11 protein-coding genes and 1 pseudogene are annotated in these 13,224 nt (G+C 73.6%); 9 read left to right on the top strand and 3 right to left on the bottom strand.

Annotated elements, in window-relative coordinates; genetic code table 11:
• Positions 1–3 precede the first annotated feature (3 nt).
• Complete coding sequence (locus tag MXD61_RS10755; RefSeq protein WP_248812736.1) at positions 4–1,761, bottom strand: DEDD exonuclease domain-containing protein; 1,758 nt, start codon at positions 1,759–1,761, stop codon at positions 4–6.
• Between the two features lie 193 nt (positions 1,762–1,954).
• On the opposite strand from MXD61_RS10755, the gene MXD61_RS10750 reads away from it, so the two are divergent.
• Both MXD61_RS10750 and MXD61_RS10745 read left to right on the top strand, forming a co-directional pair.
• Entirely contained in the window at positions 1,955–2,368 is a 414-nt protein-coding gene (locus tag MXD61_RS10750; RefSeq protein ID WP_248812690.1) for a VOC family protein, read from the top strand.
• Between the two features lie 129 nt (positions 2,369–2,497).
• Positions 2,498–2,893, top strand: coding sequence for an HIT family protein (locus MXD61_RS10745; RefSeq protein ID WP_248812689.1), 396 nt, complete (start codon positions 2,498–2,500; stop codon positions 2,891–2,893).
• A gap of 77 nt (positions 2,894–2,970) precedes the next feature.
• On the opposite strand, the gene MXD61_RS10740 is transcribed toward MXD61_RS10745, so the two are convergent.
• Positions 2,971–4,227, bottom strand: a complete 1,257-nt coding sequence (locus MXD61_RS10740; protein WP_248812688.1) for a DUF4352 domain-containing protein — start codon at positions 4,225–4,227, stop codon at positions 2,971–2,973.
• Positions 4,228–4,809: 582 nt separating this feature from the next.
• On the opposite strand from MXD61_RS10740, the gene MXD61_RS10735 reads away from it, so the two are divergent.
• The 3 genes from MXD61_RS10735 (at position 4,810) to MXD61_RS10725 (ending at position 7,818) form a co-directional block, all read left to right on the top strand.
• Positions 4,810–6,120: an NYN domain-containing protein gene (locus MXD61_RS10735; RefSeq protein WP_248812687.1), complete on the top strand. Its 1,311-nt coding sequence runs from the start codon at positions 4,810–4,812 to the stop codon at positions 6,118–6,120.
• Positions 6,121–6,278: 158 nt separating this feature from the next.
• On the top strand, positions 6,279–6,587 hold the full coding sequence (locus MXD61_RS10730) for a hypothetical protein (RefSeq protein ID WP_248812686.1): 309 nt from the start codon (positions 6,279–6,281) through the stop codon (positions 6,585–6,587).
• Positions 6,588–6,657: 70 nt separating this feature from the next.
• Positions 6,658–7,818, top strand: a complete 1,161-nt coding sequence (locus MXD61_RS10725; RefSeq protein WP_248812685.1) for a glycosyltransferase family 4 protein — start codon at positions 6,658–6,660, stop codon at positions 7,816–7,818.
• Here the strand turns inward: MXD61_RS10725 and MXD61_RS10720 are convergent.
• The gene (locus MXD61_RS10720; protein ID WP_248812684.1) at positions 7,815–9,671 is read right to left on the bottom strand and encodes a long-chain fatty acid--CoA ligase; all 1,857 of its coding nucleotides are present in this window, start codon (positions 9,669–9,671) and stop codon (positions 7,815–7,817) included. The genes MXD61_RS10725 and MXD61_RS10720 overlap by 4 nt on opposite strands.
• A gap of 150 nt (positions 9,672–9,821) precedes the next feature.
• Between MXD61_RS10720 and MXD61_RS10715 the strand changes: the two genes are divergently transcribed.
• The 4 genes and pseudogenes from MXD61_RS10715 to MXD61_RS10700 all read left to right on the top strand — a co-directional run.
• A complete protein-coding gene (locus MXD61_RS10715) occupies positions 9,822–10,589 on the top strand; it encodes a metallophosphoesterase (protein WP_248812683.1) in 768 nt (255 codons plus the stop codon).
• 167 nt (positions 10,590–10,756) lie between these two features.
• Complete coding sequence (locus MXD61_RS10710; RefSeq protein ID WP_248812735.1) at positions 10,757–11,191, top strand: SRPBCC family protein; 435 nt, start codon at positions 10,757–10,759, stop codon at positions 11,189–11,191.
• Positions 11,192–11,197: 6 nt separating this feature from the next.
• Positions 11,198–12,409 carry an ArsA family ATPase gene (locus MXD61_RS10705; protein ID WP_248812682.1) on the top strand — a complete coding sequence of 404 codons (1,212 nt, stop codon included), beginning with the start codon at positions 11,198–11,200 and terminating at the stop codon, positions 12,407–12,409.
• 582 nt (positions 12,410–12,991) lie between these two features.
• Positions 12,992–13,224, top strand: a pseudogene (locus MXD61_RS10700) (hypothetical protein); the annotation flags it as partial.

The raw sequence follows: 13,224 nt of genomic DNA, 5'->3' as shown, positions 1-13,224 counted from the left end.
AGTTCAGTGAGAGCCGGCGGTGGCGGTCGCCGCGCGGGTGAGGGCCGCGAATCGGCCGGCGGCCCGCTCGGCGCCGATGACCGGCCAGCTCCAGGTGCCCTCGAGGCGCACGAGGCGCACCCCCGGCCCGGCCAGCCAGCGGGCGAGCCGCTCGGTCTCGGCGACCGACGCGCACGGCGCGGGCCCGGGTCGGGGCAGCACCGTCTCGGCGCTGGCGACCGCCGCGTCCACCCAGGGCCGTGGGTCGATGCCGGGGGCGACCGTCACCGCCGACACCAGCCGGCCGCGGCGGATGACCGTGAGATCCCAGCCCGCGTCCGCGGTCGGGGCGGCGGCGACGAGTTCGGTGATCGCGGTCAGCGCGGCCAGTCGTTGACCGCGGGCAGCGGCGCGCACGAAGCTGACCATCCGATCGCGTTCGTGGGCTGCCTCCTCATAGCGGCCCTGGTCGGCCAGCCGGTCCATCCGCCGGGTCGCGGCGTCGATGACCGGGGTCGGGTCACCGGTGATGGCGGCCCGCGCGGCCGTGACATGACCGGCGTAGGTGGCGACGTCCTCCCGGCCGTCGCACGGTGCTCCGCAGTGGCCGAGGTCCGCCAGCGCGCAGGCGGGCCGTTGCACGCGGGGGCTCAGCCGCCCGGTGCACTGGCGCAGTGGCACCGCGGCGTGCAGGGCGTCGGCGGCGTCCTGGGCGTCGCGCACACTGGTGAACGGCCCGAGCGCCACCGCGTCGTCCCGCAGGTCGCGCACCCGGGACAGCCGCGGGAACGGCTCGTCGGTCAGGCGTAGGTAGATCGCCCGTTCGGGATGGCGCGAGCGCCGGTTGTACGGGGGCTTGTGCTCGGCGATCAGGCGCAGCTCCCGGACCTCGGCCTCCAGCGCGTGCGCGCAGCTGATCGCGTCCACCCGGTCGGCGAGTGCGATCATCTCGGCCATCCGGGTGCGGGGTTCACTGGCGGTGAAGTAGTTGCGTACCCGGGTGCGCACGGAGCGGGACGTCCCGACGTAGAGCGCCCGCCCCTGGGGGTCGCGGAAGACGTACACCCCGGGCCCGGTCGGCAGCCCGTCGGCGAGGTGGCGTTTGCGCCGCTGCGCCGGGGACACCCGGGCGCTGAAGTCGTGCAGCTCCTCGATCGTGTGGACGCCGAGGTTACCGAGGCGCTCGAACAGCCCGTGCAGCACGTCCACCGTGGCCCGGGCGTCGGCGAGCGCCCGGTGGGACGGCTCGGTGGTGCTGCGGAACAACCGCGCCAGCGAGCCGAGCCGGCAGTCCGGCGACTCGTCCCGGCTGATGACCCGCCGCGCGATGCGCAGGGTGTCCAGATGCTCCCAGGTCGGTGGTGGGTATCCGCAGCGTTCGAGTGCGGCCCGCAGAAAGCCCAGATCGAACGGAGCGTTGTGGGCGACGAGCACCGCGCCCCGAGCGAACTCCAGGAACGTCGGCACGACCTCGGCCTCGCCGGGCGCCTCGACGACCATCGCGTCGGTGATGCCGGTCAGCACCGACACCAGCGCCGGGATCGGCCCGCTCGGGCGGACCAGCGTCGACATCTCCGCCAGCACCTCACCACCGCGCACCCGTACCGCGCCGATCTCGGTGATCTCCGAGGTGGCCGCGGCGGTACCGGTCGTCTCCAGGTCCACCACGACGAAGGTGAGGTCCGACAGCGGCCGCCCCAGCTCCTCCAGACTCGCCTGCCTGGGCGCCCCGCCCGCTCCCGCGCGCCCGCCCGCGCGCGCACCCTTCGCGGACGCCGTCACGCCGGCGGGGGTGGTGGCGGGGGTGGTACCGGCGGCAGGAACGGGGTCTCGGTGCACGCGGTCACGCTATGACCAGCCGCCGACAGAATCGCCCGTCCGCTGTCCGTTGATGGTCCCTGGTGTGTCCATGGAAGCGCCGAGGAGGCCGCGACACGGACCTCTGCGGCCCACTCGGCGAGCCAACCCGCCGGGAATGCGGAATCATGCCCGGGTGGCGTGGTTTGAGACCAACGGGATCCGGGTGGGGCGCGTGGCGGTGGACTGTGCGGATGTGGATCTTATGGTGCGATTCTGGTCCGCCGCGTTGGGCTATGAGATCCTCTGGCGGGACGGGGACGCGGCGGTGCTGCGACACCCCGCGGGCGCCGGCCCGAAGCTGCTGCTGCGCCCGGGCGCCCGCGACGGTGGCGGGCCGAGCCGGCTGCACCTCGACCTCTACGCCGTCGACGCCGAGCGGGTGCTGGGCTGGCTGTTCACCCTCGGCGCGCGTCGGGTCGGTCGCTATGACGACGACGGCGAGCGGGGCTACGTCCTGGCCGACCCCGAGGGCAACGAGTTCCGCGTCATGACCGCGGGCCAGGCCGGCTTCTCCCGTCCGTTCGTCTGAGCCGTCGCCCGTGGATCACGGGTGTCGGACGGGCGGCAGGGGCTGTGACGTCCCGTCGCCGTCGTGGCCCGTCGCCGTCGTGGCCCGTCGCGGACGGCGTCGGGGACAGGGTCGATAGGGTCATGGGTCATGGCGAGTGTCTTCACCCGGATCATCAGGGGCGAACTGCCGGGGCGGATCGTGTACTCCGACGAGCACACGGTGGCCCTCCTCACGATCGCGCCGATCCGTCCGGGGCACACCCTGGTGGTTCCGCGGGTCGAGATCGACCGATGGACGGACCTGCCCGATGACGTCCAGGCCGGCGTCTGGGCCACCGCGGCGACGGTGGGCCGGGCCATCGCGCGGGCCTACCAGCCGCAGCGGGTGGCAGTGATCGTCGCTGGGCTGGAGGTGCCGCACGCCCACGTCCACCTGTTGCCGATCGAGAACGAGTCGCAGCTGGACTTCGCGTTGGCCGACCCCAGCCCGGACCCCGCCGACCTCGACGCCGCCGCCGCTCGGATCCGCGCCGCACTGTCGTGAGACGGCCGCACTGTCGTGACGGTTCCCGGTGCCGGTCATCCCACCGGCACCGGGAACGGATCACAGCTGGGGATGGATCAGAGCTGGAACTTCGCCGGGGCGACGGCGAACAGCGGCTCCCAGTTCAGGACCCCGTGACCGGGCGGTGCGTCGATCACGACATTGCCGCGGACACGCTGGCCGGCCTTGACCGTCGAGGCGGACAGGCGCGGCTCGACGTTGTCGTAGCTGCCGTCGTAGCGCGTGCCGTCCGGAGTCTGGATGTAGAAGTCCGACGGTGAGGCGGAGGTGTCGCCCCGGCTCACCTCGACGGTCACGTTGAGGATGTAGTAGGCACCCTGGTTCGGCGGGTCGCCGTAGCTGGTCACCGTGCCGGTGGTCGAGCAGACGCTGTTGAGAGTCACCTTGGCCTCGAAGTCACTGACCGAGGAGTTGGCCTCGCCGACGACGGTCCCGCCGCCACCGATGCCCGCGGTTCCCGCGGCGGGGGCCTGCGGGTTCAGCGGCACGCAGTTGGACACCCCGGCGGGGCCGGTCGCGGCCGGAGCGGACGGCGCCGGGACGGTCGGCACGGCCGGCGCGGTGAGCGAGGGGCCGGGGATCGGGGAGGTGACGTCGTCCTTCTTGTCGTCGCCACCGCCCACCGCGAGGATGATCACCACGCCGAGCACGATCGCGGCGACCACGATGATCGGCACGATGATGAGCAGCGGATTGCGCTTGGGCGGCTGGTGCGGTGGCTGCCCGGGCTGCTGCCAGCCACCGGGCGGTGGGTAGGCGCCCGGCTGCTGGTACTGGCCCGGCGGATACTGGTTCTGCTGCTGGTAGTGGTCCGTTCCCGCCGGGTAGCCGCCGGGCTGCTGGTAGCCCGTACCGGCCTGGTAGGGACCGCTGCCGCCCGCCGGGTAGCCGCTGGTCTGCGGCCAACCGCCGGCCTGGCCCGGGCCGCCCCAGTTCTGCTGGTCGGCATGGGGCTGACCCCAACCCTGCTGCTCGGCACCGGGCTGGCCCCAGTTCTGCTGCTCGGCGCCGGGCTGGGGCCAGTTCTGCTGGGCCGCACCTGGCTGGCTCGCCGCGCCGGGCTGGCCCCAGCCGGGGCCGCTCGCCGTCTGCGGTGGCCAGCCCGGCGCTGGGCCGGACTGCGGACCGGTGCCCCACTGGCCGCCGGGGTTCGGTGGTGGCGCCTGCGGGCCACTGGGCGTCTGCTGCGGTGGGGGCGTGGAGCCCGACCAGGCGAGCCGGGTCTGCTCATCCGACTGGTCGGGCCCACCGGCCCACGGCTCCCGGCTCCCGTCCCCGCTGGGGGGCTGGTGAGGGGGGTTCTGGTCGGTCACGGTGGTCCTTTCCAGCGCAGCCGGAGCTGCGTATTTCGGAATAATGCCGCGTAGGGTGCGCGCCACGTCAGGCTACATAAGTCGACTATCACATGAGACAATGCCCGCCCAGCTACGGGTGGCCGGTCGTGATCCGCGCCCACGACCCCCGCGGACCTTGTCCGACGAGGCCGATAGGCTGGGCCGTCCTCGTTGTTCCCGCTGGCTCCGGAGTCCCCACGTGCCCTGCTGCCTGGCCGGTCGGGCGAGCCGCCGGAAGCGCGGTTCGTCCTCATACCGTTGTGCTCCGGAAGCGGTGGGGTATCGCGGTGCGAACGGTCGGTCGGCCGCGGTCGCGGTCGGATCGGGGCATACCGGGGCAGGGGCGCATGTTCGGATCCACCCTGGCCCACCGGGTCCGATCCGGGTACGTATGGTCGCATTTCTGACGCGTTCCCGCAGGTTGACCGCCTACGGATCGACGTCGGCACCGACTCGAACATCAGCACCGACCCGAACGCCGACGCCGATGCCAACGCGCGCGTCGGATTCGACGGTGGTCACGGTCTGGGCCGGGGTTCGGTACCGGGCGGCGGTCGCGGGATGAGCGAGCCGTTGCCCGCCCCGGTGCGTCAGCATGTCGTGGAGCTCGCCGCGCACACCCTCGCCGATCTGTCCGAGGCGGAGGTGCCCTCGTCGCTGATCGCCGTGCGGCGGTTCACTCCGTCCAAGCGGGTCAGGCTGGGGGCGCTGCCGCTGGCCGCCGCGGTGGACGGCGACACGTTCCGGGCCCGCGTCGCCGAGTGGATCCGGCTGCATCAGCCGGAGCTGGCTGAGGCCGTCGAGTCGGCGCAGGGGCCGCCGCCGGCAGCGCCACCAGAGAAGGTCGCCGCGGTCGCCTACCTGTTGCGGGTGTCGGGCTGGCGGGAGCTGGTCGAGGCGGCCGCCGCCTCGACCACCGAGGACGAGGCGCGCCACCGGGCCGACGAGGCCGACCGCACCATCCTCCGGCTCACCGAGCAGCTCGCCACCAGCACCCGCGTCGCCGCCGCCGAGGGCGAACGGCTGCGCGCCCAGGTGGCCACCGCGCGTGCCGACGCCGACGAGGTCAGGCGCCGACTCCGCGCGTCCGGTGATCGGGTTCGGCGGGCGCAGGAGACAGCCGACGCCTCGGTGAGCGCCGCGCGGACCGAGCGGGACGAGGCCCTCGCCGCCGCCCGCGAGGCGGAAGCGGAAACGCGCCGGCTGCGCACCCGGATCGGGGAGCTGGAGTCGGCGCTGACGGGGGCTCGCCGCGACACCCGCGAGTCCCGCAGCGTCGGCGACGCTCGGCTGCGGGTCCTGCTCGACACGCTGATGGGCGCGGCGAACGGAGTGCGCCGGGAGCTCGACCTGCCCCCCACCGCCGGCCGCCCAGCGGACCTGCACGCGAGGGCGCATGACGGGCCAAGCCATGGTCCGCATGCGTTCGTCGGCGCCCGGGGCCGACCCGACGACGACCCGACCCTGCTGGACGAGGTCCTGGCCGTCCCCGGCGTCCATCTGATCATCGATGGCTACAACGTGACCAAGCGCGGCTATGGCCAACTTCCCCTGCATTCGCAGCGGGAACGCCTGCTGTCCGGGGTCGGTGCCCTGGTCGGACGGCACCCCGACAGCGAGGTCACCGTCGTGTTCGACGCGACGGCGGTGGTGGCCCGCCCGGTCGGGGTGGCGATGCCCCGCGGGGTGCGCGTGCTGTTCAGCCGGCCCGGGCGGCTGGCCGACGAGGAGATCGTCCGGCTGGTGAAGCTGGAACCGCAGGGGCGGCCGGTGGTCGTCGTCACCTCCGACCGTGAGGTGGTCGACAACTGCGCGGCCGCCGGGGCGCGCGCGGTCCCCTCCGCCGCCCTGCTGGCCCGCCTCGACCGCTAGCCCGTTTCGCCCGCTCGCCCGCCTCGACTGCTCGCCCGCCGGTCGGTGGGCAAAAAAACTGTCAGACCCGGGTCCTACCGTCGGTGACGTCGGGATGTCGGCGCGCAAGGCCTGCCGTCGGCGGCCGTGCTCGTCCGGAGCTCGGGAAGGTGAAAGCGATGTTGATCGACTGCGATTCCTGCGTCGCTCGTGGCGTGCGCTGCGCCGACTGCGTCATCACCGTCATGCTCGCCGACACGGGTGACGTGCCGCCGCCCGCCGGCGGCGATCGGCGGCACGGCCCGGTTCCCGCCGGTGGGATGCCGGGCCGCGCGGCTCCCGCCGTGAGCGGGGGGTGGGATGAGCAGGAGCGGCGGGCACTGCGGCTGCTCGGCGCCGTGGGTCTGCTGCCGCCGCTGGAAGAACTCGCGGGGTCGATCCTGGAACGCGGGTCCCGGCATGCCCCGCCGCCACGCCGCGCGGGCTGAGCCGGCGTGCGCGCCTGGGGAGGCTGACCCGGCGCGGCGGGTGCGGAGGTGGATGCGGCAGCATGGGCGCATGCGGGTACTGGTCGTGACCAACGACTTTCCGCCGCGGCCGGGGGGCATCCAGGCGTATGTGCACTCCTTCGCCTCCCGGCTCCCGGCGGGCGAGGTCGTCGTGTACGCGTCGAGCTGGCAGGGCGCGGCCGAGTTCGATGCGGCGCAGCCGTTCCCGGTGGTGCGTCATCCCACGTCGCTGCTGCTGCCGACCCCGGCTGTCGCCCGCCGGGTCCGCGATCTCGCGCGGGCCGAGGGCTGCGACACGGTGTGGTTCGGGGCGGCCGCGCCGCTGGGCCTGCTGGGTGCGGCCCTGCGCCGTGGCACGGAGGTCCAGCGGGTGGTGGCCAGCACCCACGGTCATGAGGTCGGCTGGGCGGCGCTGCCCGCGGCCCGCCAGGCCCTGCGGCGTGTCGGGGCCACGAGCGACGTCGTCACCTACCTCACCGACTACACCCGGGCCCGGATCGCGCCGGCGGTCGGTGACGGGCCGGTGCTCGCCCGGCTGCCCAGCGGGGTGGACGCGACGGTGTTCCGACCGGGTGTGGGGCGTGAGCAGATCCGCCGCCGGTACGGGCTCACCGGGCGTCGGGTGGTGGTCTGCGTGAGCCGGCTGGTGCCCCGCAAGGGTCAGGACATGCTGATCAGGGCCCTGCCGGCGCTGCGCAGGCGGGTACCGCAGGCGGCGCTGCTGGTGGTCGGCGGTGGGCCGCACCGGGCGGAGCTCGCGCGGCTGGCCCGTGCGGTCGGCGTCGAGGCCGACGTGACGTTCACCGGGTCCGTGCCCTGGGAGGAACTGCCCGCCCACCACGCCGCCGGCGATGTGTTCGCCATGCCGTGTCGGACGAGGCTGCGTGGCCTCGAGGTCGAGGGGCTCGGCATCGTCTACCTGGAGGCGTCGGCGGCCGGGCTGCCGGTGGTGGCCGGGCGTAGCGGTGGCGCGCCCGACGCGGTGCGTGACGGGCATACCGGCACCGTCATCGACGGGACGGATCTGGCCGCGGTCACCACCGCGGTCGGTGACCTGCTCGCCGACCCGGACCGCGCCGCCACGATGGGCGCCGCCGGCCGGGCCTGGGTGGAACAGCACTGGCGCTGGGACGTCCTCGCCGCCCGCCTACGCCACCTGCTCGCCACCGGAACGAACCCGGACGACGCCCCGCCACCCGCTGCTGCCTAGCGGCGCTCGCCCGTGGGGTAGAGGCTCTCGACGGCGTCGGCGTAGCGCTTGAGGACGAGCGAGCGGCGGACCTTCAGGCTCGGGGTGAGTTCGCCGCCCTCCACGGTGAAGTCCTCCGGCAGGATCACGAACCGGCGGACGCTCTCGGCCCGCGAGACCGTCGCGTTCGCCGTGTCAACGGCCTTCTGCACCTCGGCGCACAGCTGCGGGTCGTCGGCGAGGTCGGCGAGGCTCGCGGTGGCCGGCCGGCCGGCCTGGTCACGCCAGCGTTCGAACGCGTCCGGTTCGAGGGTCACCAGCGCCGCGATGTAGGGGCGGCCGTCGCCGACCAGCATCGCCTGGCTGATCAGGGGGCTGCTGGTGATGATGTGCTCCAGCGGTGCCGGTGCGACGTTCTTGCCGCCGGCGGTGACCAGCAGTTCCTTCTTGCGGCCGATGATCCGCAGGAACCCGTCGTCGTCAAGTTCGCCGAGGTCACCGGTGTGCAGGAAGCCCTCGCTGTCGAGCGCCTCCTTCGTCGCCGTCTCGTTGTTGCGGTAGCCGCGAAACAGCAGGGGTCCGCGGATGAGCACCTCGCCGTCGTCGGCGATGCGCACGGTCACCCCGGGCAGCGGCTGGCCCACGGTGCCCATCCGGATCGCGCCGGGTCGGTTCGCGGTGGCCGGCGCCGTCGTCTCGGTCAGGCCGTACCCCTCGAGGACGATGAAGCCGATGCCCCGGTAGAAGTGGCCCAGGCGCGGCGACAGCGGTGCCCCGCCGCTGACCGCGATCCGGGCCCGGCCGCCGAGGGCGGCCCGCAGCTTGCCGTACACCAGCTTGTCGAACACCCGGTGCCGCAGCTTCAGCCCGAGGCCCGGACCGCCGTGGTCGAGGGACTCGCTGTAGTCGACGGCGGTCTGCTCGGCGGCATCGAAGATCCGCCCGCGTCCCTCACCGTGGGCCTTGGTGCGGGCGCCGGCGTGCACCTTCTCGAACACGCGGGGGACGGCGAGCAGGAACGTCGGCCGGGTGTGCGCCAGATCCGCCAGCAGATCGCGGGTGTCGGGGGAGTAGGACAGTTCGAACGCGCCCTGCACCACGCCGACCTGCAGCATCCGGGCGAACACGTGCGCCAGCGGCAGGAACAGCAGGGTGGAGGAGTGCTGGGTGAACATGCTCGGCAGCATCGCGACGGTGTCATCGGCGATGAACAGCAGCGCCCGGTGGGTGATCTCGCAGCCCTTGGGTCGAGCCGTCGTCCCGGAGGTGTAGATGATCGTGGCCAGGCTGTCGGCGTTCTGGGTGGCCCGGGCGGCGGTGAGCTGGCCCTCGTCGACGGCGGCCCCCGCCTCGGCCAGGATGGCCAGCGCCCCCGCGGCGGACGAGGAGCCGGCGGAATCGTCCGTCGATGTCGCCGAAGGCTCGGCCTCGATGACGAGGACCTCGCGCAGCGCCGGCACGTCCGCGCGGATCGACGCGACCCGGCCGGCGAGTTCGGCGTCCTCGACGACCAGCACTTCGACGCCGGCGTCGGCGAGAATCCACTCGATCTGGTCGGGGCTGGACGTCTCGTAGATCGGCACGGTGACCGCCCCGGCCGCCCAGATCGCGTAGTCGAGCACCGTCCACTCGTAGCGACTGCGGGACAGGATGCCGACCCGGTCGCCGGGGGTGACGCCGCGGGCGACGAGGCCCCGGGCGGTCGCGTGCATCGCGTCCCGGAACCGCGCCTGGGTGATCGGGATGAACCGGTCGCCGTCCTTGCGACGAAGCAGGACATGGTCTGGATCGCGGCCGGCGTTGCGCAGGACGGCATCTGTCAACGTCGCGTCGTCCGCGATGCTGACAGCAGGGGCGGAGGTGTACTCACGCACAGGTACTCCTACTGGTTCGCGGGCGTGCGATCGGACGCATGGAGATGCCCGGCGGCTGCGGATACCCGGGGCGGCGTTGACCGTCCCGGGTCACCAGACGTTAGCCGTCGAGCGTCGGGTAGGCGACTGTCAGGGCCCTAAGCTTCGGATATGCGGGTGCATGTGGTCAGCGACGTACACGGGCGGGCCGATGCGCTGGCCGCGGCGGGGCGGGGCGCCGACGCGTTCATCTGTCTGGGCGATCTCGTGCTGTTCATCGACTATGCCAACCCCGGCGGGGGCATCATGGGCGACCTGTTCGGCGCCGAGGCCGTCCGCCGGATGGTGCGACTGCGTACCGACAACCGGTTCGACGAGGCCCGGGCGTGGTCGCAGTCGTTGTGGGCGGAGCTGGGCGGGGACCGCACGCAGATCGTCGAGGACGCGGTCCGCCGCCAGTACGCGCAGCTGTTCGCCGCCTTCCCGACCCCCACCTACCTGACGTTCGGCAATGTCGACCTGCCCCACCTGTATCCCGACTTCCTGCGTTCGGGCATCACCCTGTTGGACGGGCAGACCGTCGAGCTCGACGGTTGGCGCTTCGGTTTCGTCGGTGGGGGGCTGTCCAGCCTGATGCGTACCCCGTATGAGATCGACGAGGCGACCTTCGCGGCCAAGGTGGCCGCTCTGGGAGCCGTGGACGTGCTCTGCTGCCATATTCCGCCGCATCTGCCGGAGCTCGTCTACGACGTGGTCGCTGGCCGGTTCGAACGCGGCAGCACCGCGATCCTGGCCGCCATTCACGACACCCGACCTCGCTACGTGCTGTTCGGGCATGTGCACCAGCCGCTGCTGGCCGGCATTGAGATCGGCGGCACGCGGTGCGTGAACGTCGGGCATTTCAACGCCACCGGCCGGCCGTACGTCCTCGAGTGGTAGCCGGCCGCTCCGTGGTGGCCGGTCCGGCTTCCGGTAGCCTCAGGCGATCGGTCGGGGAATCATCCGGCTCCGCGAGGATGCCCGGAAAACCGGCGAGCCGGCGACGCCGTGCTCCTGCAGACGTGTCCGACAAGACATGTCAGACGAATGTGGAGGTGCTACTCGCCATGGCGGACCACGCCCGATCGACGATCGTCATCAACGCCCGGCCTGCGGCGGTGATGGGCGCGATCGCCGACATCCCCGCCTACCCGGTCTGGGTCGGGCAGATCGAGGAGGCGGAGGTGCTCGAGATCGGCCCCGACGGCCGCCCGCGCCGCGCCCGTTTCCGTATCAACGCCATCGTCATCAAGGACGAGTTCGTCAACGAGTACACGTGGACGGACAACTCGCAGGTCAGCTGGTCGATGGTGCAGGGCGAGGCGATGTCGTCGCAGGACGGCAGCTACACGCTGCGTGATCTGGGCGATGGCAGCACCGAGGTCACCTACGACCTCACCGCCGAGACCAAGGTCAAGATCCCGGGCATGCTGCGGCGCAAGGTGCAGAACGGCATCGTCGACGCCGCGCTCAAGGATCTCAAGAAGCACGTCGAGAGCTGAGCTCACGTGCGGTGTGTGCTCGTCACCGGCAAGGGCGGGGCCGGAACGACGACAGTGGCGGCGGCGACCGCGGTGCTCGCCGCCCAGCGCGGGCACCGCACCCTGCTGCTGTCCGTCGACCCGGCAGCCGGGCTCTCCGGGGTGCTCGACCATCCGGTCGGCGCGCAGGAGACCGAACTCGAACCCAATCTGACCGGCCGGCAGGTCGACCTGCGCCAGGCGGTGGAGACCCGCTGGCCGGCGGTCCGGGCGGTGCTGGCGCACACCTGGCCAAGCGTCGCCATCGACCCGATGGAGCTCGAGGAGCTCGCCTTCCTGCCCGGTGCCATCGAGACGCTCACCCTGCTCGAGCTGCGGGACGGTCTCACCGCCGGTCACCATGACGTCGTCGTCGTCGACGGTGGGCCGCTGGCCGGCATGCTGCGGCTGCTCGCCTTCCCGGAGACGCTGTCCTGGTACTGCCGGCGGCTGCTGCCGCCCGACGGCGCCTTCGCCCGCTGGCTGCGGCCCGGGTTCGGCAGATCCGTGTTCGGTGGCCGGTGGGGGAGCCTCGCCGCCCCCGCCTACGACACCGTCTCGCGCATTCACCGGGCCGCGATCGATCTGCGCGCGATCCTGACCGATCAGGCCACCACCAGCGTGCGACTGGTGCTGACCCCACAGGGTGGCGCGCTGCGGGCCGCCCAGAGCAGTCTCACCGCGCTGGCGCTGCACGGGTTCACCCTGGATGGTGTGATCGTCAACCGGATTCTGTCGCCGATCGGCGCGGATGCCTGGCGGGCCGGCTGGGCGGCCGCCCATCGCGAGGAACTCGCCGAGCTGACCAGCGCCTTCGCACCCACGCCCGTCCTGCCGGTCCATTACCGCGCGGGCGAACCCGTGGGCCTGGAGGAACTGGCCGCGTTCGGTGCCGCGGCCTACGGCGAGCTGGATCCGGCCAGTGTGCTCGGCTCCGGTCTGGCCGTGGGCGGCGACCAGCCGCGGGTCGAACGCACCGAGGACGGGTTCGCGCTGACGTTCGGCCTGCCGTTCGTCGACGGCTCGCAGGTGGATCTCGCCCGCCTGGGCGACGACCTGGTGGTGACGGTGGGCGCGTTCCGCCGGGCCGTGCCGTTGCCCGCCGCGTTGCGCCGCTGCGATGTCAGTGCCGCCCGGCTGCGCGGTGACCGGCTGGTCGTCTCGTTCGTTCCCGACCCGGATCGCTGGGTGCGCGCATGAGCTCCGCCGCCGGGACCGCCGACGAGGCCGGAGCACGTCGCTCGGCTGGCTCGGCCGGGCCGGGGGGTCCACCTGCGCCTGGGTCGTTGGCGGTCGAGGCGGCACTGCTCGCCGATGCCCTGCGTTCCCTCGCCGGTGACGAACCGGCGCGGGCGACGCCGGCCCGGCGGCTCTGGAGCGTCGTCGCCGACGTCGCCGCCGCGGGCGCCAGCGCCCTGATCGGGGTGCCGACCACCCCTGGCCGTCCGGTGCCCGACGAGTCCGGCTCCGAGCCGCCCGCGTCCCCACGAACAGCCGGACGGACGAGCACCGCGCCGGCCGCGGCCGGCCCGGGCGCGCCGTCCGCGCCGCCGGCGCGCACCTGCGACTGCCCCGGGGCGGCCCCCGGCGCCGCCCCGGCCGCCCCCCCCCCCCGCGCGCGGGGGCGCGCCGCCCGCCGCCCGCGGCCCCCCCCACGACCAGACCTGGCCGGCGGGCTCCGGCTCCGGGCCGGCCGGGGCGGCGTGGAGCTGCCCCGGCTGCCCGTGGTGCCAGCTGCTGGCCACCTTCGTCGCCGAACGGCCGGAGGTCGCCCGGCACCTGGTGACCGCCGGCGAGGCGCTGGCCGCGACAGTGCGGGCGACGGTGGACGCCGTCCATGCCGCGCGAGCGGCCAACGCTGGCACCACCCGCACCGATGACAACCATGGCACCGATGGCAGTACCAGCGCCGATCGGGACGCCGACGAAGCGATCCGGTCGGCGACGGCCGCGGGGGGGGCGGGGGCGCCGCGCCCCCCGCCCCCCGCCCCCCCCCCCCCCCCCCCGCCGCACCC

This window comes from Frankia sp. AgPm24, from assembly GCF_023243055.1.
Taxonomy (GTDB): domain Bacteria; phylum Actinomycetota; class Actinomycetes; order Frankiales; family Frankiaceae; genus Frankia; species Frankia umida.
Note: the sequence above shows the minus strand (reverse complement) of the source record. Positions and strands in the feature narration are given on the sequence as shown.

Bases quoted from the DNA above. Each gene is read 5' to 3' on its own strand.
- MXD61_RS10750 (WP_248812690.1), top strand. From the start codon at position 1,955: ATGCGGAATCATGCCCGGGTGGCGTGGTTTGAGACCAACGGGATCCGG.
- MXD61_RS10745 (WP_248812689.1), top strand. From the start codon at position 2,498: ATGGCGAGTGTCTTCACCCGGATCATCAGGGGCGAACTGCCGGGGCGG.
- MXD61_RS10735 (WP_248812687.1), top strand. From the start codon at position 4,810: ATGAGCGAGCCGTTGCCCGCCCCGGTGCGTCAGCATGTCGTGGAGCTC.
- MXD61_RS10730 (WP_248812686.1), top strand. From the start codon at position 6,279: ATGTTGATCGACTGCGATTCCTGCGTCGCTCGTGGCGTGCGCTGCGCC.
- MXD61_RS10725 (WP_248812685.1), top strand. From the start codon at position 6,658: ATGCGGGTACTGGTCGTGACCAACGACTTTCCGCCGCGGCCGGGGGGC.
- MXD61_RS10715 (WP_248812683.1), top strand. From the start codon at position 9,822: ATGCGGGTGCATGTGGTCAGCGACGTACACGGGCGGGCCGATGCGCTG.
- MXD61_RS10710 (WP_248812735.1), top strand. From the start codon at position 10,757: ATGGCGGACCACGCCCGATCGACGATCGTCATCAACGCCCGGCCTGCG.